The following is a 21,519-nucleotide window of genomic DNA, read 5'->3' on the forward strand; positions in this document are numbered from 1 at the left end:
CGCAACCAACAGGTGCCATTTCTTGAGGCAAAGCGAAGCGATGTACGCTCGTCTCAACCGCCATGAGGGCGGGTGGCCTTCGCGGCGCAAGCCGCCGCTGGGACTGGTTTTCACTGCATTGGGACGGTTTTGACGCGGGCTGCGGCATGCGCCCGCTCGCGCCTCCTTGATACGTTGATTCTGAAGGACGCAAGCGACGGTCCGGCCAGAGAGCGGTCGAGGCGCGGCAATGCGTCAAAGGGACAAGGAAACATCGATGAGCTATTTCAAGAGCTTCGGGATTGGCGCGCGCCTCGCCATCGGCTTCGGCTTCCTGCTTCTCATGATGGTCGGCTTGACCATCTATTCGGCCGTTCAGGTCGAAGAGATCAATGGCAATCTCGCTACCATCAACGACGTGAACAGTGCCAAGCAACGCTTTGCGATCAACTATCGCGGTAGCGTTCATGATCGGGCAATCGCCATCCGCGACGTCACTCTGGTGACCTCCCAAGAGGAGCGCAGGAAAGCGGTGGCGCTGATCGAAAAGCTCGCCGCCACCTATGCCGAGAACGAGAAGCGGATGGCCGAGATGATCGCTGCCGGCGCGAGCGATCAGGAAAAAACCATTCTGGCCGAAATCGCCGACATTCAAGCGAAGACCAATCCGCTCGTCGCCGACATCATCGCCTTCCAGGAGAAGGGAAATGGCGACGGCGCGCGCAGGATCCTGCTGGAGCAGGCCCGCCCCCTGTTCGACGCCTGGCTCGGCGCCATCAACAAGTTCATCGACTATCAGGAGGCGCTGAACAAATCGATCGGCAGCCACGTGCGCGATGCCGTGAGCGGGTTCGAATCACTGGCATTCACGGCGCTGGGTATCGCTGCCCTGCTTTCGATCATCGCTGCGGCGCTGTCGGCGCGCTCGATCATCGCACCGCTGTCCAGGCTGCAGCTGTCGTTGAAGGCGATGGCCGAGGGCGACCTGACGGGGGATCGTCGCCTCGAAGCACGCCGCGACGAGATCGGCATGCTGGCGCGTGCCGTTGCGGCGCTCAGGGATGCGATCTCCGCAAAGGCGGAACGCGAGGCGAATGCGGAGACGACGCGCACGATGACGGAGCGCCAGCGGCTTGAAGAGGATGCAAAGCAGCGCAATGCCTTGGCGGAGCAGACCGGCCAGGCCGTCCATCAGCTCGCCGCCGCACTGCAGAATCTCGCCTCGGGCGACCTCACCCAGCGCATCGACACGCCGTTCATTCCGTCGCTCGACAAGCTGAGGCTCGACTTCAACGGAGCGGTCGAAAAGCTGCGCCAGGCGATGCAGGCGGTTGCCGAGAATGCAAGCGCGATCGCAGCCGGCGCCCAGGAGATACGCTCGGCCTCCGACGATCTCGCCAAGCGGACAGAACAGCAGGCGGCTTCCGTCGAGGAGACGGCGGCGGCGCTCGACGAGATCACCACAACGGTCGCCGACTCCAGCAATCGTGCCCAGGTGGCGGGCCAGCTCGTTCGCAAGACGAAGGACAATGCGGAGCGCTCCGGACGCGTCGTGCGCGACGCGGTCGGCGCCATGGGCAAGATCGAAACCTCGGCAGTCGAGATCGGCAATATCATCGGCGTCATCGACGAGATCGCCTTCCAGACCAACCTTCTCGCGCTGAATGCCGGCGTCGAGGCGGCGCGGGCCGGCGAGGCCGGCAAGGGCTTTGCCGTCGTCGCCCAGGAAGTGCGCGAATTGGCGCAGCGTTCCGCCAAGGCCGCCAAGGAGATCAAGGAACTGATCAACACCTCGAATGACCACGTCAAGAACGGCGTCGCCCTCGTCGGCGAAACCGGCAAGGCGCTCGAGGAAATCGTCGAGCAGGTCCAGCAGGTCGACGGCAATGTCGGGGCGATCGTCGAGGCCTCCAGGGAACAGGCAACAGGCTTGAAGGAGATCAGCACGGCGGTCAACACCATGGACCAGGGGACGCAGAAGAACGCCGCGATGGTCGAGGAAGCGACAGCCGCCGCCCATGGTCTTGCCAAGGAGGCGGACGCGCTGTTCCAGCTCTTGCGCCAGTTCGACATCGGCGCCGGCGCCGCATCAAAGCGCCCAGCGCCGGCTGCAAGCGGAGGCACGGCTGCTTCACCGGCGCGCCAGATGGTCGCCAAGGTGGCGCAGTCCTTCCGCGGAAACGCCGCCGTGGCGGAGGAATGGCAGGAGTTCTGAGAGGGAGGGAGCGGCGCCGAACTGCCCCAAGCGGTACACCCCTCTGCCCTGCCGGGCATCTCCCCCACAAGGAGGGAATTGGACAAAGGCGAGGCCCTGCCCGGCACTAAGCTCGTGAACGCTGAAGTCACCGAATTGGTTTGAGCGAGGCGTTGCCAGTCGCCGATCTCTCCCTTTGTGGGCCCCTTGTGGGGAGAGATGCCCGGCAGGGCAGAGGGGGTGCTATTTCGGCGTTCGCGAGCCAGCCCTTTTCGCTATGCGACCCTAACCGGCAGGCTCCATCTGCCGTCGAGCCTCACGTCGATGCGGCCGGGTGCTGCGACATCGAGGGCGCCGCAGAGACTGCCGGTGGTGACGATCTCCCCGGCGGAAAGCGTGTCTTCCGCCCTTTCTGTCTCATTTGCCCAGCCGACCAGCCAGGCGAGCACATCGCTTGCCGGGTGGTGGGCCTCGCCTGCGAACAGCGGGGCTCCGTCGAGGCTCACTTCCAGCGGCCGCCCCTCCGCGCCGTCGAGAAATTCGCGCGGCAGCTCGGGCCCGATCGCATAGCCCGCATTGCCGAGCCGGTCGGCGAGGAAGAGCAGGAATGGCGCCTTGCCGCCCTCCTCGATGCGGCTGTCGAGCACCTCGACGCCGAGATGGATGGAGCCGATGGCGGCGATCACCGCGTCCCGGCTATAGCCGCCTTCCCGGGGCGGCAGGCTCGCGGCAAGGCGGAAGGCGATCTCCGCCTCGACGCGCAGGCCGTTGCGCCAGCGAAAGGTACCCGGCTGAGCCTCGGGCACGGCGACCGCAATCGGCGAGAGGCGGCCGGCAACGCCTTTGTCTTCCGGCGAGCGGGCCACCTTGTATCCCGCGACGGCGACGTCCTCGGGCGCGGCGAACGCGGCCTGGACGGCGATAGCCTCGGCAATGGTCGCGGGCACCGGTAACTCTGCGGCCGCGATGCGGTCCTTTGCGGTCGCAAAGCGGTGGGCGAGATCGGCGGCATCGAAAAGTGTAGCGTGGGTCATGCGGGCATCCGTTTTGGGGGGAATGGTCAGGCGGAACGGGCAGGGACGCCGGTCGATGCCCGGAGAATCAGGCGGCTTTCGAGCGGCGGCGGCGGCGGCGGCTGCCGGCCGGCAAGGCAGGCGAGCAGATAGTCCGCAGCCCGCCGGCCGATTTCGGCATTGTCGACGCGCATCGTCGTGAGCGGCGGATCGGTCTGTTCTGCCATCGCCACGTCGTCGAACCCCGTGATGGAGAGCTCTTCCGGCACGCTCATGCCGAGCGCGCGCGCCTCTATGAGCGCGCCGATCGCCAGCGCGTCGTTGCCGCAGACGACCGCCGTCGGCCGTGGACCCGCCGCTTCCATAATCGAGCGCAGGCTCTCGCGGCCGAAGGCGATGCTCGCCGGCCCCTCGCGCACATGCTGCGGCCTGAGCGCCACGCCTTCCTCGGCGAGCGCCGCGCGCAGGCCTTCGACGCGCGCCACGACCCGGTCGTTGTCGATCGACGGCTGATGGATCAGCGCGAAATCGCGATGGCCGAGCTCGAGCAGGTGGCGGGCGATCCGCCGGAAGGCGGCGGCGTTGTCGAAGCCGACGCTCGGGTGAGGGGAGCCGGGCCGATGTGAATAGGTGACCACATAGGGGATGCCGCGCGCCGCGATCGTTTCGAACAGGCCGGGGCGGTGGGACTCGCCGACGACGGCCAGCGCCTCCACACCGCGCGCCAGCATGGTGCGGACCTGGTTGGCGGCCTGGTCGGCGTCGTAGTTCGAACAGCCGATCAGCACCGTGACGCCGTCTGCGGACAGGCGCGTCTGCAGGGCGCCCACCTGCGAAGCAAAGACGTCGTTGTCGAGGGTCGGAATAAGCACCCCGGCGAGCCAGGTGCGGCGGCTGGCGAGCGCCGCGCCGGCCGGATGCGGCATCCAGCCAAGCTCGGCCGCGGCCTTCAGCACCTTTTCGCGGATGTCCGGCGCGACCTTTTCCGGCGCATTGAAGGCGCGGGACACCGTGGCGGTAGAAACGCCCGCCCGCGCCGCAACGTCGAGAGCCCGGGCGCCCGTCTGTCCGTTCCGCTCTCTTCCTCCACGTCCCATGGGAATCGGTCTCTCCTCAATCGATTAGCTATGTATACGGTTACATGCCCTTTTCCAACCCATTTACTTTCCATTTGACAGGTCGTCTAAAACTGCTATGTAAGCGCTTACATTCTGATCGGCTGTTCGGAGGCGGTGATGTGCGGAGGCGCATAACCGGGAGAGACTTCATCGGAGGAGGGGCCATCTTGTTCGCGATCCGCAAATTCCTGCTGAATCCCGTGGAGTTCCTGCTCGCCCTTTGCCTGGCGGCGATGCTGGTTCTCGTCTTCGGCAATGTCGTGCTGCGCTATGCCTTCAACACCGGCATTTCCGTGTCGGAAGAGCTGTCGCGCCTGCTGTTTGTCTGGGTGGTCTTTCTCGGCGCCGCGGTGACGCTGTTCGAGCAGGCGCATCTCGGCGTCGATACGCTCATCCGCCGGCTCTCCCGCAAGGGCCGGCTCGTCTGCTTCGTCCTCTCCAACCTGCTGATGCTCTATACGACCTGGCTGGTCTTCTCCGGCACCTGGCAGCAGTTCGGCATCAATCTCGGCATGACGACGCCCGTCATGGGCATCTCGCAAGCCTGGTTCTTCGTGCCGGTGCTGATCTTCACGGGTTTTGCGGCCGCCTGGTTCTGCCTCTCGCTGCTGCGTTCGCTCACCGGCCGGATCAGCGACGAGGAACTGATCGGCGTCAAGGAATCGGAAGAGGATTTCGACATCGCGCAATTGCCGCCCGGCAGCGCGCCGCCGCGCTGAGGGTTCGCCGGTAGCCGTTTCAACGCGCCGGCGCTGGCGCTTCCGAAGGTCTGCAGCCTGAATCGGAGGGACGTGATCCCCGAGCAATAGGCGGTAAAGGTTGGTCCGCGATGACAATTCTGGTCTTCATCACCGCCCTTCTCGCCGCCATGGCGATCGGGATGCCGATTGCCTATGCGCTACTGATCTGCGGCGTGGCGCTGATGGTGCAGCTCGCCATGTTCGATCCGCAGATCCTCGCGCAGAACCTCGTCGGCGGCACGGACAGCTTCACGCTGCTCGCCGTGCCCTTCTTCATGCTGGCGGGAGAGGTGATGAATGCCGGCGGGCTGTCGAAGCGAATCGTGGCGCTGGCGCTGGCGCTGGTCGGGCATGTGCGCGGCGGGCTCGGCTATGTGGCGATCATCGCCGCTTGCGTGCTCTCGGCGCTCTCCGGCTCGGCGGTCGCCGATGCGGCTGCGCTCGGCGCGCTGCTCGTGCCGATGATGGTCAAGGCCGGCCACGACAAGGCGCGCTCCGCCGGCCTTGTCGCCTCGGCCTCAGTCATCGGACCGATCATCCCCCCGTCGATCGCCTTCATCCTGTTCGGCGTCACCGCCAACCTGTCGATCTCGAAGCTCTTCATGGCCGGCATCGCGCCGGGCCTGATGATCGGCGTCGGGCTTGCGGTCGCCTGGTGGCTTATGGTGCGCAAGGAGGAGATCGAACTCCGGCCGCGCGCCAGCGGTGCGGAGCGGCTGAAGGCGCTGCGCGAAAGCCTCTGGGCGCTGGGCTTGCCGGTGATCATCATCTTCGGCCTGAAATTCGGCCTCTTCACCCCGACCGAGGCCGCCGTCGTCGCTGCCGTCTATTCGATCCTGGTCGCCACCTGCATCTACCGCGAGCTCAGCCTCTCCCAGCTCTATGCCGTTTTCGTCTCCTCCGCCAAGGTCACGAGCGTTGTCATCTTCCTCGTAGCGGCCGCCCTCGTCTCGGCCTGGCTCATCACCATCGCCGACCTGCCGGGGCAGGTAATCGAGCTCCTGTCGCCGCTGATGGACAGCCCGAAGCTGCTGATGCTGGCGATCATGATCCTCGTCGTCATCGTCGGCACGGCGATGGACATGGCTCCGACCATCCTGATCCTCGCGCCGGTGCTGGTGCCGGTGGTGCAGGCAGCCGGCATCGACCCGATCTATTTCGGCGTGCTGTTCATCATCAACAATTCCATCGGCCTCGTCACCCCGCCGGTCGGCACGGTGCTGAACGTCGTCGCCGGCGTCTCCCGTCTCAACATGGAAACGGTGATCCGCGGCGTCACGCCCTTCATGGTCGCCCAGCTCGTCGTGCTGGGGCTGATGATCGCCTTCCCCGAACTCGTCACTTGGCCCGCCGCCTGGCTGGGACGCTGAATTCCAGAAAATCGCATTGTATCAAGGAGGAAACGACATGCGTAAGACTTTGATGGCCTTGATGACCGGCCTGATGCTGGCATCCGTAGCGCCGCTCTCGGCAAGCGCCGAGATCAACGAGCAGACCATCCGCTTCGCCAGCGCCGGCGCCGAAGGCTCGCCGCTCGTCATCGGCCAGCGCAAGTTCGCCGAGATCGTCAAGGAAAAAAGCGGCGGCAAGATCGACGTCAAGGTCTTCCCGGCCGGCATGCTCGGCGGCGACCTCCAGTCGGTGACGGCGCTGCAAGGCGGGCTCCTGCAGATGTCCGTGATGAATGCCGGCCTGATGGCAAGCCTTGCGCCCGACTTCGCCATCCTCGACCTGCCCTTCCTGTTCGAATCGACCAAGGAAGCCGACGCGGTGATGGACGGCGAGGTCGGCAAGACCTTCGCCAAGGAACTCGACGACAAGAACCTCGTCGTGCTCGCCTATTGGGAGCTCGGCTTCCGCAACCTCACCAACAGCCGCCGCCCCGTCGAGAAGGTCGACGACATCGAGGGACTGAAGATCCGCGTCGTGCAGTCGCCGATCTACCTGGAAATGTTCCAGGCGCTCGGCGCCAATGCGGTGCCGATGCCGTTCCCGGAAGTCTATACGGCGCTCGAGACCGGCACGGTGGACGGCCAGGAAAACCCGGCGCCGAGCATTCTGACGGCCAAGCTCAACGAGGTGCAGAAGTACATCACGCTGACGCGCCACACCTATAATCCGATGGTGCTGCTGTTCTCGAAGCCGCTGTGGGAAAAGCTCGACCAGGAGGAGAAGGATTTGTTGCAGGCCGCCGCCACCGAGGCTGCCGCCTTCCAGCGCCAGCTCTCCCGCAATGCCGACCAGAAGGCGGTCGACGCGCTTGCCGCCTCGGGCATGACGGTCACCAAGCTGCCGCCCGAGGAAATCGCCCGCTTCCGCGAGAAGACCAAGCCGGTCGCGGAGAAATTCGCCGCCTCCGCCAATCCGGACCTCGTCAAGGCGCTCAACGAGACGATCGAGCGGGTGCGCTCCGCCAATTGAACTCCTGCCATCGCATGGGGCGTGAAGGCGCGCCCCATGCTGTCCCTTCCGAATAATTCGAGGCTCTCTGTCCATGTACACACAAAACCGCCTGAAGGCCCACCTTTCCGCCGGTCACGTCGCGTTCGGATGCTGGGTCGGCGGCGGCTCGCCGACCAATGCTGAAATCCTCGGCCATGCCGGCTTCGACTTCCTTCTCGTCGATCATGAGCATGGCGTCGGCGAGACCAGCGAGATCATCGACACGCTCCGCGCCATCGAGACGACGCCCTCGCCGGCGCTGGTGCGGGTCCCCTGGAACGATCATGTCTTTTTGAAGCGGGTGCTCGACGCCGGCGTGCAGTCGGTGATGATCCCCTCGGTCGACACGGCGGAAGCCGCACTTGCGGCGGTCCGCGCTTGCCGCTATCCGCCGCAAGGGATCCGCGGCTATGCGGCCGGTGTGGTGCGCGCCTCAACCTTCGGGCTGGAGCCCGGCTATATCCACAAGGCCAACGACAACATGCTGATCGCCGTGCAGATCGAGTCCTTCACGGCGGTCGACAACGCCGAGGCGATCGCGGCGACCGAGGGCGCCGACATCATCTTCATCGGCGTCAACGATCTCGCTGGCTCGATCGGCCGCCTCGAGCAGACCGGCCATCCGGAGGTGCGCGAACTGGTTGCCCGAGCCGAGAGGGCGATCCTCGCCTCAGGCAAGATCATGGGCACGGTGCCGAACGCCGGTGCCTCCGTCGGCGAACTGATCGACCGCGGCTATCGCATCATCGCCGGGCCCCACGACGTGGCGCTGCTGCGCGATGCCGGTCTGGCGGCGGTTGCCGAGTACCAAGCGTTGCGGCAGGCGGAGAAGGGCGGCCAACAGGCGGCCGCATCCTCGCACCTCAAGAAATCTTACTGACCGGGCCGCCCGCCGCGGGGCTCTTCCGTTCCAAGGGTCTTGGGGCCATCGAGGACCACCGGGATCGCCCCTCGGCTCGTGCCGGCCTCGGCGAGCGGCAAAGCGCTTTCGACCGCGCTTCGCCAGGGTTGGTGGGCGACCTCGAGGCCGATCCGATCGCCCGCCGCCGCGCGCGGCGCGTCGCTCCGGACGCCGGGAAGATTGCGGTAGATTTCCAGATAGTCGCGCGTCATCCGCTCCGCCGTGAAGCGGCGCTCGAACGCTCCCCGCACCCTCCGCCGGTCGAGGCTCAGGACCTCGTCCATCCTCGCGACGGCGTCCTCCACCCAGTCGACGAGAATTCCCGACAGGCCGTCTTCGATGACTTCCGGGGCGGAGCCGTAGCGGAAGCCGAGCACCGGCGTGCCGCAGGCCATGGCCTCAATCATCACCAAGCCGAAGGGCTCCGGCCAGTTGATCGGGAAGAGAAGGGCCGCGGCATTGCCCAGGAACTCCGGCTTCCGGCGTTCGTCGATCTCGCCGATGAACTCGACATTGGCATGGCTTGCCACCATCGGCTCGACCACACGTTCCCAGTAGGCGCGATCCGCCTTGTCGACCTTTGCCGCGATCTTCAGCGGCATGCCGGCCCGGGTGGCGATCTCGATGGCCCTCTCCGGGCCCTTCTCGGGTGAGATCCTGCCCAAAAAAGCCAGGTAGTTGCCGGCCGGCTTCTCGGTGAACGGCAGCACCGCGGCGTCGAGGCCATGATAGACGGTGCCCCTCCAGTTCACCGGCGGGATGGGCCGGCGTTGGTCGTCGGATATGGAGACGAGGGGTATATCAGTGAACAGCCGATAGAAGGGCTGGAGATCGGATAAGTCGAGGCGCGTGTGCAGCGTCGTCACGGTGCGGTCGGCGAAATCCCTGACAAGGGGAAAATGCAGCAAATCGATATGGAAGTGCAGGACGTCGAACTCCTGCGCGCGGCGGCGCACCTCCTCGAGCATGACGACGTGATGGGGAAGGAAATCGGTCACGTCCGGGTTGAGCCTGAGGGCGACCTCCGAGCAGGGCACCAACTCGGCGGAGGTGAGCGAGTCGCCGCTCGCAAAGAGCGTGACGTCGTGGCCAAGCCTGACGAGTTCTTCGGTAAGGCAATGAACAATCCGCTCCGTTCCGCCGTAAAGCTTCGGCGGAACACGTTCTGCAAGCGGGGCGATCTGGGCAATTCTCATTGCTGAACTCCTGTAACGGAGCGAAGGCGGGGGTGGGGGCGTTCGCTCGAAAAGGGCAAGGTCAATCTCCTGCAACAATTGCCGAAAGCGGCTCTTGTTCCCGAAGGGCAGCCGCCGGCTGCCTGCGGCTGCAGACGCCGCCTTCGCCTCGCAGGTGAGTTGTGCCGAGCGCCCAGAGGACTGCGCGCCGCCCGCGGGCGATCGGCGATCGGCTTCAGGCATGTGAGGTACGTCGAGCGGCCCGGACCGCCGCAATCGGAACCTTCCCCATCGAAGGGACGTTTGCAACGAAACTCCCGCGAAGGTTTCAAGAATGCCGAACGAGACAGATCGACCGACCGTTCTCATCACTGGCTCGAGTGGCTTTCTCGGACAGGCGATCGCTCACGGCCTCAAGGATCGCTACCGCGTCATCGGCCTGGACGTGGCAGCCCCGAAAGGCGCGGCGGACCGTCTCGAGACGATCGAGATAGACCTCACCTCCGACGTCAGCATCAGGAAGGCCGTACAGGAAATCGGTAAGCGGAGCGGCGGCCGCGTCGCCTCGGTGATCCACCTCGCCGCCTATTACGATACGACCGGCAAGACCGACCCGAAATATGACGCGGTCAACGTCCAGGGGACGCGCCGGCTGCTTGCGGCGCTGAAGGAACTGGAGACCGAGCAGTTCGTCTTTTCCAGCACGCTGCTGGTACACGCGCCGAGCCCGGCGAAGGGCGCAAGGATCAACGAGGATGCGCCTCTCGAGCCTTCCTGGGCCTATCCACAGTCGAAGGCCGAGACGGAAGCTGTGATCGCTGGGGAGCGCGGGCAGATCAAGACGGTGATCCTCAGGCTTGCCGGCGTTTATGACGAGGATTGCAGGGCCACCTTCATCGCCCAGCAGATCGCCCGCATCTTCGAGCGGCTGCCGACCGCCTATCTGTTCACCGGCGATCTTCGGGCGGGGCAGCCCTATCTCCACAAGGACGACTTGGTCGAGGCCGTCGTGCGCACCGTCGACCGGCGCTGCGAATTGCCCGCCGAAAGCGTGATGCTGATCGGCGAGGAGGAAACGCTTTCCTATGGGGAATTGCAGAAGAGCATCGGCCGGCTTCTCCACGGCGAGGACTGGCGCACCTTCGTGCTCCCCAAGGGGCTCGCCAAGACCGGGTCATGGGTGCAGACGGAGGTGCTCGATCAGGAGAGCGACATCAGGCCGTGGATGATCGAGAACTCCGACGACCATTTCGAGATCGACATATCCCGCGCCCGCAACCTCATCGGCTGGGAGCCGAAACACCGCCTCTCCCGCACGCTGCCGGAGATGATCCGGCGGCTCAAGCGTGACCCGACTGACTGGTACAAGAAAAACAAGCTCGAGCCCTCCACCGTCGCCGCGTCGGAGCCAGAGATCGAGCAGGCGAAACGAAGGCTCGATAGGCCGCTGGAGCGCAGTCACGCTGAGGTCGAGGCCGCCGTCGAGCGGCAGCGGCTTTTCACCCTCTGGGCGCCGATGGCGAATGTCGCGCTGGGTCTGTGGCTCGTCGCCTCGCCGATGACGCTCGGCCTTTTCGATCCCGTCACCGTTCCGTCACCGCCCGCCCTCGGGCACGAGATCGCGGCGGCAGCTATCCGCAATGCGCGGCTTGGCATCAGCGAGATAATGTCAGGACTGCTGGTCGTTTTCTTTGCGCTACTCGGGATGTATCGCCGCTGGTCCTGGACACAATGGATCACCGCCGCACTCGGCGTCTGGATCATGCTGGCGCCACTCGTCTTCTGGACCACCAGCGCTGCCGCCTATGGCATCGACACGCTGGTCGGGCTGCTGATCCCGGTCCTCGCCGTGATGATCCCGCCAACGCCCGGCATCAGCAGCCGGGCGCTGGCGGCGGATGACGACCGACCGCTCGGCTGGAGCTATTCGCCTTCCGCCTTCACGCAGCGCATTCCCATCGTCGCGCTTGCCTTCGTCGGCCTGTTCGTCTCACGCTACCTCGCCGCCTATCAGATGGGGCATATCGATGGCCTTTGGGACCCGTTTTTCGGCGCGGGCGGAGCTCCCGTCCGCAACGGCAGCGAAGCGGTGGTGACGTCCTGGGTCTCGAAGGGCTTCCCGATCGCCGACGCCGGCTTCGGCGCCTTTGCCTATGGGCTCGACATCCTCGCCGGCGCGATCGGCGACCGGCGCCGCTGGCGCACGATGCCATGGATGGTGCTGCTCTTCGGCCTGCTGATTATCCCGCTTGGCGTGGTCAGCGTCTCTTTCATCATCATCCAGCCGCCGCTGATCGGCGCGCTCTGCACGCTCTGCATCGTCCAAGCGGCGGTCACCGTGGTGCTGATCCCTTATTCGATCGACGAGGTGCTGGCGGCCGTTCAATATCTCTGGCGGGCGACAAAGTCTGGCGAGCCGTTCTGGCGCACCTTCTGGATGGGCGGCCCCGCCCTGTCAGAAAACCAGTCGCCGGCGCCCGATCTCGACCGACCGGCCTCCGAGCTCATCAAGGAGTTCATTACCGGCGGGGTGAACTTCCCGTGGACGCTGGTAGCAGGCGTGGGTCTCGGCGCGATGCTGATGACAACGCCGCTGATCTTCGGCAGCTCTCCGCCGCTCTATTACAGCGATCATGTGGTCGGCTGCCTCGTCATCCTGGTCGCCGTCACGGCAATGGCCGAGGTGGCGCGTCCGGTACGTTTCCTCAATGTCGCGCTCGGCGCCTGGGTGGCCGCCTCGCCGTTCGTGCTTTCGGGCGGCGGCATGGTTGCAAGCGTCGCGGATTTCTTGCTCGGCCTTGGCCTGATCGCCCTCAGCCTGCCGCGCGGAACGCGCAGCGAGGAACATTACGGAGGCTGGGATCGAGCGATCGTCTGAATGGCCTGTTAAAGCGGAATCTGGTGGGAACGGGAGATCTGGGGGGAAGGTGTGACGGGGCATCTCCCCCACAAGGAGGGAGATTGGCTGGAAACGCCGCTCTGCCCCAAGCCAGCGCGCCTATGCCGAACTCAAGGCACCTGCAAGCGCATGCATTGGCTATCGATGGCGGGAGGTTCCCACTTGCTGATCTCCCCACCTGTGGGGGAGATGTCCGGCAGGGCAGAGGGGGTGCCTGCGACCGCCGCAGCTGGTTAGCGTATCGGGCCTTGCTTCAGCCCGCCCCTCGGATCGATGCGGGGGGCAAGCTGAGGACCGGCTTACCCCGATCATGAGACGTCCGTCAGCCCGTCCAGGCGACGCGTGCCGTACCAGCCACCGAGCCAGGCGGCGGCGGCGCCGAGCAGCAGCGAGAAGAAGCCGAGAAATGCCCCGCTGGAGACGACGGTCGCGGCCGTGTCCGCCGCATCGGAGGCCTTCCTCCGCGCATCCTCGACGGCCGAACGGTAGGTCTGCTCGTATTCCTGGACGCGGGCGCGGGCCTGATCCGGCGGGATGTTCTGGGCCCGCGCAAGGGCATCGGCAGCACGGTTGCGGGCTTCCTCCGCCTGTGTCTCGTCGCCGGTGACGAGGGCGCGGATCGACGCAACGGCCGCATCGCGCATGGCAGCCGGATCATCGCCGCCGATCGTCTCGCGGATCTGCCCCTCGATGTCGGCGAAGGGATCGTCCGCCCCTGAAAGCGCTGGTGCCGCCGTCGTGGCAACCGTCGCAACGGTGCGCCCGGCGCCGCCGACCACCGAGGAGAGGCCGCTCAGTGCGCCCCCAAGCAGCGCGCCGACCGAGGTCGTCAGCAGATAGACGACGATCAGGGTGGTCACCGCCCAGGTCGTCAGCCCGTGATAGGCCCCGGTCGTCGTGCCGGACCGCCCCGACAGCCGGCTGGCCAGATAGCCGCCGGCAAAGGCCGAAATGATGCCGGAAAGAGCGAACCAGATGCCGCTCGCGATCGAGAAGGTGCCGGGACCGGGATTGTCGCCGCTGCCGGGATCGAAGGCCGCCGCGCCGAGGCCGACGCCGAGCAGGTTGAGGAGAAGCTGGACTGCCAGTGCCAGGGCGACGCCGGCGAATATTGCCGCCCAATCGAGCTTGCTGGGCGCTATGGCAACCAAGGACTCGGCAGGCGCCGTTGCGGGACTCGTGTAGAGTGGGTCGCTCATGAAAAAGCTCCCTTGTGTTTCAGGGTGTTATCACTCCAGCAACTAACCTGTCGAAACCCAATTCGTTCCCTTCCGTTCACAGCCGATTGCCGGCAAGCGTCTAGCGGTTAGCCAGCCAGAGGATAGCGGTGAGCAGGATGCTGACGATGAGGCCGCTCGTGATCGGGATATAGATCGAGAAATTTTCGCGCACGATCAGAATGTCGCCCGGCAACCTGCCGAAGCCGATGCGCGTCAGCCAGGGCCAGAGGATGCCGACGGCCACGATGACGAGGCCGATGATGATCAGGACACGGGACATCTGTCCCTGCCTCTTTCCGAGTGTGTAGCCTTCGCGGATCATACAAGGCTAGCCGCCGGCGGACCACGTTTTTGCCGTCATCCCTGCTTGTCACAGGGATCCAGCAGTGCCGCGTCCGCGACGCGGAAGAGTCTTTCAGCCCAAAGGCATGGGCTGGGATTCCTGTGACGAGCACAGGAATGATGGGAGAGGAGAGCCCTGCCTTACTGCAACCCACGCGCCTGTGTCAGTGGACGTGCAATAGCGGTCTACTTCTGCTCTTCGCTCGCCAGCCCGTATTTCTCGAACAGGCGCGACTGGGTGCCGTCGGCGATGACCTTGTCGAGGCTCTTCTGCATGCGGCCGATCAGCTCGTCCGGTACGGAAGGATTGCAGGCGATCGAGTAGATGTCCTCGGCAAGGACGACCGTCGATTCGATGGGCGCTCCGTCGCGCTTCAGCTTGTCGAAATATTTCTCCGAGATCGGCATCAGGTCGATGCGTCCGGTGAGCAGCTTCTTGAGCGTTAGTTCCAGGTCGGTGGCGAGATCGATGCGCGGGAAGCCGTTTTCCTCGAGGATCGTCTGGGTGAAGTCGTCGCGTTGGGTGCCGACCTTGAAGGCTTTCGCCTCGTCGAGCGTCTTCGGATCGACGGGCGAGCCGGCCTTGCGGATCAGCACCGTGCGGCTTTTCAGGAGAGGCTCGACCCATTTGAAGCGGCCGTGGCGCTCCTTGTTGTGGACGGTGGTGAAGACGCAATGCATCTCCTGGCTCTCGGCCAGGAAGAGCGCCCGGGCCCAGGGCATCATCTCCATCGTGTATTTCAGGCCTGCATCGTCCATGAGAAGACGGACCTGCTCGACCGAAGCGCCCTTGTAGACCTCGCCTTCGCGGAAATTAAAGGGTGGGTAGGATTCGGTGACGAATTTCACGTCCGCCGACTGGGCGGCGAGCGGAAAGAGAAGGGTCATCAGGAAAAAGATCTGTTTCATCGTCAGTTCCCTGGCACGGCGAGCAGCAGCCGGTGCCCTGTTTGGTGTCCGGAAAGAATGTCGGCGACGGGCTGGGGACGCCCGAGGAAATATCCTTGCCCGCAGTTCACGTCCATGGAAAGGAGCGTGTTCAGCTGCTCGTCGGTCTCGATGCCTTCGGCGACGACCTGGCAATTCAGTTCCTTGGCGACCATTTGAATGCCGGCAATGAGCTTTCGCACCCGCCGGCGGACGGTGTCACTGTCATCGGTCAGCGAGCGGGTGAAGGCCTGGTCGATCTTGATGATGCTGACCGGGAAATGGACGAGATAGCTGAGCGAGGAATAGCCGGTACCGAAATCGTCGAGAGCGATTCTCATCCCGGCGCCGCTCAGCGCGCCGAGGACGTCGCGAATGTCGGGGCTGTGATGCATCAGCACCGCTTCGGTGATCTCGACGACGATGCGGGTGGGCGGAATCCCCCATTTCATCAGTATGGAACCTGCGGCGGCCGGCAGTCTCGGGGAGAATTGCAGCGGCGAGAAATTGACCGCCAGATAGCTGGTTTCCAGGCCCGGAATGGAGGAAAGGCGGGCGAGATGGGCCACGGCCTTTTCGAATATGCGCTCGCCGATCCGCAGAATCGCGCCGGTTTCTTCGGCGACCCGAATGATGTCCGCCGGCGGCAGGACGCCGTGTTCCGGATGGTTGAGGCGCATCAGCGCTTCGAAGCCGGCGACCTTCCCGAGTTTGAGGTCGACGATCGGCTGCAGATGGACGTCGAACCAGTCCTGCCTGAGCCCGTCCTCGATATAGGTCTCGATCTTCAGTCTTTCCTGCGCAAGGCTCGCGATCAGCGGATCGAAGAGTTTCGCGCCGTTCTTGCCATTGTGCTTGCGGGCATACATAGCCATGTCCGACTTCTGCAGCAGCTCGGCGGCGCGCTTCGCCTGAGCCGGATAGAGCGCGATGCCGATGCTGGCACTCAGCGATAGCGCCTTGCCGTCGACGACGACCGGCTCAGCGCAGGCGGCGGCGATGCGCTCGGAGATCTGCAGCGCGGCGTTCTCAGCCTTCGGTGCGGAGATCAGCACGACGAATTCGTCGCCGCCGAGGCGCCCGACCTTGTCCTTGCCGCGCAGTTGCGCGCGGATGCGGCAGGCGATCTGGCGCAGCACCTCGTCGCCGGCGGCATGGCCGAGATTGTCGTTGATCGGCTTGAAGCGGTCGAGGTCGATCAGCAGGCAGGCGAGTTCTCCGCCGTCCGCGGCCGCCTGGCGGATCGCCGCGTCGAGCGCCGTCTCGAAGCCGGGGCGGTTGAGGAGGCCGGTCAGATGATCGGTGATCGCCTGCACATGGTTGCGCTGTTCGGCGGTTTTCAATTCCGTGACATCGGTCATGACGGCCAGCGACAGCGTGTCGCCCGCCTCAAGGGCCTGCACCTCCTTGATCAGCACGTCGATCAGCCGTCCGTCGGCGCATCTGAACTTGACGGTGACTGAGGCGCCTTGCACGTCTTCACTCGCCTGGCGTTTGCGGTTTTCGTAGGCGGGCCGCGTCGCCGGGTCGAGAAAATCGGCGAAGGTTTGGCCGATGACACTTTCGCGATCGTAGCCGGTGGCGAGCAGCCAATAGTCGCTGACCGCCGTCAGGCGATCGTCGTCGTCGATGGAATAGAGCTTCGCCGGCGTGAGGTTGTAGAGGCGTGTCGTCTTCTGATGGGCGCGTTTGAGATCGTTTTCCTCCTGGGCGAGGCGCGCCTGCATCTCGTTGAAGTTGGCGGCCAGCATGCCCATTTCGTCCGCCGATACCCAGTCGACCATATGGCGGGACCCGAGCCGGCGCGTCGCCTCGATGGCGTGCGTCAGGCGGAGCAGCGGCCGCGTCACCATCAGACGGTTGCCCAGGATGGCCGCCGCGGTGATGATCACGATCGCAAATAGAAAGATGCCGACATAGACGGCATCGTCGAACTCGAAATCGGAGCGCAGGTCGCGCTGGCGCAGCGCGATTTCCAGGCTGCCGACCGTCTTGGTGCCATCGACCGAGCGGTAATGGACGGCGGTGGACAGGATCTCACCGGGCGGATCCCTGTCGCGGGAGCGCTCCGGCAGCCTGACGTCGAGCCCGCCGGCGACCTCGTGGACCCGGACCGAGACCACGGAACGGTCCGCGAGGATCGTGCCGGCGATCTGCCGGACGCTTTCCTCGTCGAAATCCCAGAGCGGCTTGCCGAGCGCCAGCGAGTTGGCCTTGAGCAGGACCTGGCCATGGTCAATGACGTCGCGATAGGCGCGCTCGTTCGAGAGATAGAAGAAAAGCGCGAATAGCGGGGCGATCAACAGCAGGAGAGCGCTGGAAACGATCAGTATGAAGCGGCTCTCTACCGAATGCGTATTCATCTCAATGCCCAGGACCACACCGCATCGAAGGCCGACGCGAGGTGCACCGCGGCCTTGCCCATTCCCGGTCCGATCTCCGCTCTGCGGCAGGCGCCGAAGCGCTCCGTCGCCGACCCGTCAGCCCTGCAACCGAGAACGAACCGGGCCCATGGTCCATTGAAAACATTAGACTTCCGTAAATAATGCGCCTCGCCGCTAGCCCAATCGCGCTGGAATATCCGAATTGCGCAGATGTCGGGGGCGTATTATCGAAATCGTGCTGGATTCTCGACGCCGGATGGCGGCCGGGGCGGCTTTGTGCGGCGTCCGGCCCAGCATCGACTGGACATGCTCGGCTTTGCGCGCACCGCGCGCCATGTCAAACTCAGCCGAATCGACAGGCGAAAGGACAGCACATGGCACAGGAAAAAGTGGCGCTTGTAACGGCAGGCGGCAGCGGCATGGGGGCGGCGGCGGCGCGGCGACTGGCTGCGGACGGCTATAAGGTCGCAGTTCTGTCCTCCTCCGGCAAGGGTGAGGCGCTCGCCAATGAACTTGGCGGCGTCGGGGTAACCGGCTCGAACCAGTCGAACGAGGACCTGAAGACGCTCGTTGATCTTGCCTTCTCGACCTGGGGGCGTATCGATGTGCTCGTCAACAGCGCCGGTCACGGGCCGCGCGCGCCGATTATCGAAATCAGCGACGAGGATTGGCACAGGGGCCTCGACACGTACCTGATGAACGTCATCCGCGCCGTGCGGCTGGTGACGCCGATCATGCAGGGCCAGGGCTGCGGCTCGATCATTAACATCTCGACGGCTTGGGCCTTTGAGCCCTCGGAGATGTTTCCGACCTCCGCGGTCTTCCGCGCCGGGCTCGCCGCCTATACGAAGATCTATGCGGACAGCTATGCCAAGGACAATATCCGCATGAACAACATTCTGCCGGGGTGGATCGACAGCCTGCCGGCGACCGATGCCCGCCGCGACAGCGTGCCGATGAAGCGCTACGGCACGAGCGAAGAGATCGCCGCCACCGTCGCCTTCCTTGCTTCCGAGGGCGCCAGCTATATCACAGGCCAGAATATCCGGGTGGATGGCGGGCTTACCCGCTCGGTGTAGATCGAGTGATCCTGACGTAAGAGCCAGAATTGGGATTTCGGCTCTCGAGGGAGTCCGGCGCGATCCAGGAGATGGTGATGATAGCAGGTGGCTGTTTGTGCGGTGCCGTGCGCTACGAGTGCGAGGGTGATCCGGATTGTTCATTGGTCTGCTATTGTCGGGATTGCCAAAGGGCTTCCGGTTCGGGCCATGTCCCGGCGATGAGCATGCCACGCGAGAGGGTAACGATTAGCGGCGAGACAAGAGGCTACGCGGCTCCCGGAGGGAGCGGAAAGATGACGGTCCGCCACTTTTGCCCCACCTGTGGTAGTCTTCTCTTCAGCACGCCCGAGGTAATTCCCGACTTCGTAAACATCTACGCGGGCACGCTCGACGATCCCTCGGTGTTCAAGCCGACCTGGTCATTCTTTCCGCACAGCCATGCTCCTTGGGATCGGGTGCCGGACGCCTTGCCAGAGCTACCGGGTCCCACCTGACAGTGCGCTCGCGAGTCTAACGCGCGCCGAGTTTTTGGCCTTTGTCTGCCAACGGCGTCGGCACGCCCGTAATCATGCCCAAACATTGGCTCCATCCACAAGGTCGAGCGCCTAGTCTTCACGACAGCCCGCCTCCGAGCAAAGGGCGCGAATGAAAGCAAGCAGCGCCTCCTGCGGGTTTGACCCTTCTCCGTCGAGCACCGTTACGCCCCAATGGCTCAGGACCGCCTTCTGCACCGGATTGGGCTTATACATGAAGACGTACGATCGCGGCCGATCTCTCTCATAGCCGGATCCCCGCCAGGTGCTCCAGATTCGGTGCAGGAGCAGCCTGATATTGAGATCCGACATGCTGTATCCGATGAAGAGCACCGTCGCCCCGAGGGCATCACTGCGGAAGCGCACATCGAGCGGCGAGTCGAAGGACAGCCGGTCGAAATAGTCGGTCTCGGTCAGGACGAGCGTTTCGACATCGTCGAAGTCGCCGTGATATTTGATGATCTGAGTCACCCCCGCAGGAGCGGTGGCCATGTCTCTCGCGTGGCTGACCTTAGGATGGGCTTGCCGTGGACCTCGTAGGCCACCTCGAGATTGCTGTCGTAGTTGGTGGTGTAGATGATCGGGAAATCGAGGCTGACAATCAGCCGATGCAAGTCGGATTTCCTGATGCTTTCTGGAGAGACGTGCCAATTCTCACGCATCCATGTGCAGAGTGCATCTATATTCCCATGGTCCAGCCGGTAACACTCGGCAATCGTTTGATAGGTGACGTCCTGATCGTTCATCACGGAGCAGTCGAGATGGAGGTCATCCAGCATATGTTCGATCAGCGTCTCCAGGATGGCAAGCCGACGCTCATCGACACGCCGGCGCCCACGAACAACACCGCATGCCGCCCGTTCAACGCCGAGGCAATGGCCTCCAGATGCTCCTTCATTTTCACTCCCGCCTTCCGTCCGGCAGCCTTCAACCCGGTCCGCGGCAAGTTGTTCCATCGGGCGAAGCCGCGCTTCTACGCCGCCCGTCGCCTCCACAATCAATGGCTGAAGTAAGTACGAACAGCAGAGCAACGGTTCGGGAACGAAGTGTCATGGCTTACTCCTTATGGATTAGGGCAAACGCCGGCCGGGCAAGAACCTCCAGGGAACAAACTTTTCGCCTCGCGGTTGGCCAGCGGAAGGGACTGTGAATCTGGAGAACAGTCGATGAAAGGCATTCTTATCAAGAGCGCTCTTGCCTTGAGCCTGGGCGTCGCATACGGGCCGGCGCTCGCGCAGACAGAGCAGCCGGCGCAGGGGCAAACGACCACGTGCCCGGAGGGCACGGAATGTCCGCAGGGCGGCGCCGAACAGGGCCAGCAACCCGATGCTGAGGGTGGAGCGACCCAACAGGGCGGCGAAGCGACCGGCGAGGGCCAGCAGGGCCAGTCGGGCGAGCAGCAGGCGCAGCCCGAGCAGGGCGGCACCGACCAGCAGCAGCAAACGGAAACCGACACGCAGCAGCAACAACAGCAGCAGCAAGGCCAGGACAGCTCCGATCAGCAGCAAGAGACCGAGGGCGGCGCCTCCCAGTCCGGCACCGAGCAGAAGCCGGCCGAGGGCGAGACCGAGCAGCAGCAGCAGTCCGGCGGAGGTGAGCAGCAGAAAACCCAGGAGGGTCAGGCCTCCGGCTCGTCCACGGATGTCAACGTGACGGTGGAGCAGAAGACCGAGATCACCCAGATCATCAAGGAAGAAAAGGTCGAGCCCATCGACCTCGACTTCGACGTATCCGTCGGCGTCGCCGTTCCGGAAACCGTCAAGGTCAAGCTGAAGCCGGTTCCGGCGCGCATCGTCAAGATTGTGCCGAGATACGAGGGCTATCTGTTCTTCGTCCTGGCGGACGGCCGGATCGTCATCGTCGAACCCTCGTCGCTGAAGATCGTCATCATCCTGGCGTAGCAATCGGCACATATCGATGCTCGCCGGATCGACCAGCGGGCATCCCTTCCAGGGAAGGATGGAGGAGGGTGGATGAAAGACAATTGGCAGGACCAGAGACGAATTCCGGCCCGCCCCGAGCCGCGGCGCGACTATGCATGGCATGGCGGATCGTTCCGCGAGAGGGGATCTGACGAGGAGCGGCGGGGTCGCCGCGGCGACCGGCGCTACAACGGCGAATGGTTCGCGGACGCGTTGCGACGCTCGGACCGCGGCGGAGGCGATCCCTATGGCCTCTCGGGTCGAGATCTGGCGCACCGCATCGAGGAACTCGGTTCCTTCGACCCCTATGAGAACGTGCCGCCCTTCCGGGACCGTTCCGGTCAGGAGGGCTGGCCCGGCGGCCGCAGGACCCACTATGAAGTGGGGAGCTTCCGGGGAAAGGGCCCCCGCGGCTACAAGCGACCAGATGCGCGGATCGCGGAAGACGTCAACGACCGGCTGACCGAAGATCCATGGCTCGACCCTTCCGACATCGAAGTCTCGGTTTCGAGCGGCGAGGTGACCCTCGGCGGGTTCGTTTCCAGCCGAAAAGACAAATGGCAGGCGGAGGACTGCGCCGAAGCCGTTTCCGGCGTTTCTTATGTGCAGAACAACATAAGGGTGAGACGCGCCGGCGTGTCATGATCTCCGGCCCGCACCGCATGTCGC

17 protein-coding genes and 1 pseudogene are annotated in these 21,519 nt (G+C 64.5%); 10 read left to right on the forward strand and 8 right to left on the reverse strand.

The genetic code is table 11. The features are described 5' to 3' along the window. Positions 1-256 precede the first annotated feature (256 nt). Positions 257-2,194: a methyl-accepting chemotaxis protein gene (locus CO664_RS21460; RefSeq protein ID WP_097539840.1), complete on the forward strand. Its 1,938-nt coding sequence runs from the start codon at positions 257-259 to the stop codon at positions 2,192-2,194. Positions 2,195-2,448: 254 nt separating this feature from the next. On the opposite strand, the gene CO664_RS21465 is transcribed toward CO664_RS21460, so the two are convergent. Then, on the reverse strand, positions 2,449-3,207 hold the full coding sequence (locus CO664_RS21465; RefSeq protein ID WP_097539841.1) for a hydratase: 759 nt from the start codon (positions 3,205-3,207) through the stop codon (positions 2,449-2,451). Between the two features lie 26 nt (positions 3,208-3,233). Further along, a complete protein-coding gene (locus CO664_RS21470; RefSeq protein WP_097539842.1) occupies positions 3,234-4,283 on the reverse strand; it encodes a substrate-binding domain-containing protein in 1,050 nt (349 codons plus the stop codon). Positions 4,284-4,471: 188 nt separating this feature from the next. On the opposite strand from CO664_RS21470, the gene CO664_RS21475 reads away from it, so the two are divergent. The 4 genes from CO664_RS21475 (at position 4,472) to CO664_RS21490 (ending at position 8,366) form a co-directional block, all read left to right on the forward strand. Continuing rightward, on the forward strand, positions 4,472-5,023 hold the full coding sequence (locus tag CO664_RS21475) for a TRAP transporter small permease (protein ID WP_176536638.1): 552 nt from the start codon (positions 4,472-4,474) through the stop codon (positions 5,021-5,023). 110 nt (positions 5,024-5,133) lie between these two features. Beyond that, positions 5,134-6,414 (forward strand): TRAP transporter large permease subunit, encoded by a 1,281-nt coding sequence (locus CO664_RS21480; RefSeq protein WP_037421249.1) that lies wholly within the window; start codon positions 5,134-5,136, stop codon positions 6,412-6,414. Between the two features lie 37 nt (positions 6,415-6,451). Further along, positions 6,452-7,465, forward strand: a complete 1,014-nt coding sequence (locus CO664_RS21485; protein ID WP_037421246.1) for a TRAP transporter substrate-binding protein — start codon at positions 6,452-6,454, stop codon at positions 7,463-7,465. Between the two features lie 73 nt (positions 7,466-7,538). Next, positions 7,539-8,366, forward strand: a complete 828-nt coding sequence (locus CO664_RS21490) for an aldolase/citrate lyase family protein (protein WP_097539843.1) — start codon at positions 7,539-7,541, stop codon at positions 8,364-8,366. Here CO664_RS21490 and CO664_RS21495 read toward each other — a convergent pair. Next, positions 8,360-9,583 carry a glycosyltransferase family 4 protein gene (locus CO664_RS21495; RefSeq protein ID WP_037421240.1) on the reverse strand — a complete coding sequence of 408 codons (1,224 nt, stop codon included), beginning with the start codon at positions 9,581-9,583 and terminating at the stop codon, positions 8,360-8,362. The genes CO664_RS21490 and CO664_RS21495 overlap by 7 nt on opposite strands. A gap of 313 nt (positions 9,584-9,896) precedes the next feature. On the opposite strand from CO664_RS21495, the gene CO664_RS21500 reads away from it, so the two are divergent. After that, complete coding sequence (locus tag CO664_RS21500) at positions 9,897-12,440, forward strand: NAD-dependent epimerase/dehydratase family protein (RefSeq protein ID WP_097539844.1); 2,544 nt, start codon at positions 9,897-9,899, stop codon at positions 12,438-12,440. A 329-nt stretch (positions 12,441-12,769) separates the two neighbouring features. Here the strand turns inward: CO664_RS21500 and CO664_RS21505 are convergent, their stop codons facing one another. The 4 genes from CO664_RS21505 to CO664_RS21520 form a co-directional block, all read right to left on the reverse strand. Further along, a complete protein-coding gene (locus CO664_RS21505) occupies positions 12,770-13,660 on the reverse strand; it encodes a hypothetical protein (protein ID WP_037421234.1) in 891 nt (296 codons plus the stop codon). Between the two features lie 100 nt (positions 13,661-13,760). Further along, positions 13,761-13,961: a DUF2905 domain-containing protein gene (locus tag CO664_RS21510; protein ID WP_037421311.1), complete on the reverse strand. Its 201-nt coding sequence runs from the start codon at positions 13,959-13,961 to the stop codon at positions 13,761-13,763. 248 nt (positions 13,962-14,209) lie between these two features. Then, entirely contained in the window at positions 14,210-14,932 is a 723-nt protein-coding gene (locus tag CO664_RS21515; RefSeq protein ID WP_097539845.1) for a transporter substrate-binding domain-containing protein, read from the reverse strand. Positions 14,933-14,934: 2 nt separating this feature from the next. Next, a complete protein-coding gene (locus tag CO664_RS21520; protein ID WP_097539923.1) occupies positions 14,935-17,313 on the reverse strand; it encodes a bifunctional diguanylate cyclase/phosphodiesterase in 2,379 nt (792 codons plus the stop codon). Positions 17,314-17,708: 395 nt separating this feature from the next. Between CO664_RS21520 and CO664_RS21525 the strand changes: the two genes are divergently transcribed. Both CO664_RS21525 and CO664_RS21530 read left to right on the forward strand, forming a co-directional pair. Next, a complete protein-coding gene (locus CO664_RS21525) occupies positions 17,709-18,413 on the forward strand; it encodes an SDR family oxidoreductase (RefSeq protein ID WP_097526918.1) in 705 nt (234 codons plus the stop codon). Positions 18,414-18,490: 77 nt separating this feature from the next. After that, complete coding sequence (locus tag CO664_RS21530; RefSeq protein ID WP_158254930.1) at positions 18,491-18,889, forward strand: GFA family protein; 399 nt, start codon at positions 18,491-18,493, stop codon at positions 18,887-18,889. A 111-nt stretch (positions 18,890-19,000) separates the two neighbouring features. Here CO664_RS21530 and CO664_RS21535 read toward each other — a convergent pair. Beyond that, a pseudogene (locus CO664_RS21535) lies at positions 19,001-19,826 on the reverse strand (SIR2 family protein). Positions 19,827-20,094: 268 nt separating this feature from the next. On the opposite strand from CO664_RS21535, the gene CO664_RS21540 reads away from it, so the two are divergent. Together CO664_RS21540 and CO664_RS21545 are read left to right on the forward strand one after the other, a co-directional pair. Next, positions 20,095-20,829, forward strand: a complete 735-nt coding sequence (locus CO664_RS21540) for a DUF1236 domain-containing protein (protein ID WP_097539847.1) — start codon at positions 20,095-20,097, stop codon at positions 20,827-20,829. Positions 20,830-20,901: 72 nt separating this feature from the next. Beyond that, the gene (locus tag CO664_RS21545; protein WP_097539848.1) at positions 20,902-21,495 is read left to right on the forward strand and encodes a BON domain-containing protein; all 594 of its coding nucleotides are present in this window, start codon (positions 20,902-20,904) and stop codon (positions 21,493-21,495) included. The last annotated feature ends 24 nt before the right edge of the window (positions 21,496-21,519 follow it).

Origin of the sequence: Sinorhizobium sp. NG07B (assembly GCF_002532005.1) — a bacterium.
Taxonomy (GTDB): Bacteria; Pseudomonadota; Alphaproteobacteria; order Rhizobiales; family Rhizobiaceae; genus Sinorhizobium; species Sinorhizobium fredii_C.

What these genes read in the sequence shown, in the direction of transcription:
- CO664_RS21530 (WP_158254930.1), top strand. Translation starts at nt 18,491, where the DNA reads ATGATAGCAGGTGGCTGTTTGTGCGGTGCCGTGCGCTACGAGTGCGAG.
- CO664_RS21545 (WP_097539848.1), top strand. Translation starts at nt 20,902, where the DNA reads ATGAAAGACAATTGGCAGGACCAGAGACGAATTCCGGCCCGCCCCGAG.
- CO664_RS21465 (WP_097539841.1), bottom strand. Translation starts at nt 3,207, where the DNA reads ATGACCCACGCTACACTTTTCGATGCCGCCGATCTCGCCCACCGCTTT.
- CO664_RS21485 (WP_037421246.1), top strand. Translation starts at nt 6,452, where the DNA reads ATGCGTAAGACTTTGATGGCCTTGATGACCGGCCTGATGCTGGCATCC.
- CO664_RS21505 (WP_037421234.1), bottom strand. Translation starts at nt 13,660, where the DNA reads ATGAGCGACCCACTCTACACGAGTCCCGCAACGGCGCCTGCCGAGTCC.
- CO664_RS21460 (WP_097539840.1), top strand. Translation starts at nt 257, where the DNA reads ATGAGCTATTTCAAGAGCTTCGGGATTGGCGCGCGCCTCGCCATCGGC.
- CO664_RS21490 (WP_097539843.1), top strand. Translation starts at nt 7,539, where the DNA reads ATGTACACACAAAACCGCCTGAAGGCCCACCTTTCCGCCGGTCACGTC.
- CO664_RS21515 (WP_097539845.1), bottom strand. Translation starts at nt 14,932, where the DNA reads ATGAAACAGATCTTTTTCCTGATGACCCTTCTCTTTCCGCTCGCCGCC.
- CO664_RS21480 (WP_037421249.1), top strand. Translation starts at nt 5,134, where the DNA reads ATGACAATTCTGGTCTTCATCACCGCCCTTCTCGCCGCCATGGCGATC.
- CO664_RS21520 (WP_097539923.1), bottom strand. Translation starts at nt 17,313, where the DNA reads ATGAATACGCATTCGGTAGAGAGCCGCTTCATACTGATCGTTTCCAGC.
- CO664_RS21540 (WP_097539847.1), top strand. Translation starts at nt 20,095, where the DNA reads ATGAAAGGCATTCTTATCAAGAGCGCTCTTGCCTTGAGCCTGGGCGTC.
- CO664_RS21495 (WP_037421240.1), bottom strand. Translation starts at nt 9,583, where the DNA reads ATGAGAATTGCCCAGATCGCCCCGCTTGCAGAACGTGTTCCGCCGAAG.
- CO664_RS21525 (WP_097526918.1), top strand. Translation starts at nt 17,709, where the DNA reads ATGGCACAGGAAAAAGTGGCGCTTGTAACGGCAGGCGGCAGCGGCATG.
- CO664_RS21500 (WP_097539844.1), top strand. Translation starts at nt 9,897, where the DNA reads ATGCCGAACGAGACAGATCGACCGACCGTTCTCATCACTGGCTCGAGT.
- CO664_RS21470 (WP_097539842.1), bottom strand. Translation starts at nt 4,283, where the DNA reads ATGGGACGTGGAGGAAGAGAGCGGAACGGACAGACGGGCGCCCGGGCT.
- CO664_RS21510 (WP_037421311.1), bottom strand. Translation starts at nt 13,961, where the DNA reads ATGTCCCGTGTCCTGATCATCATCGGCCTCGTCATCGTGGCCGTCGGC.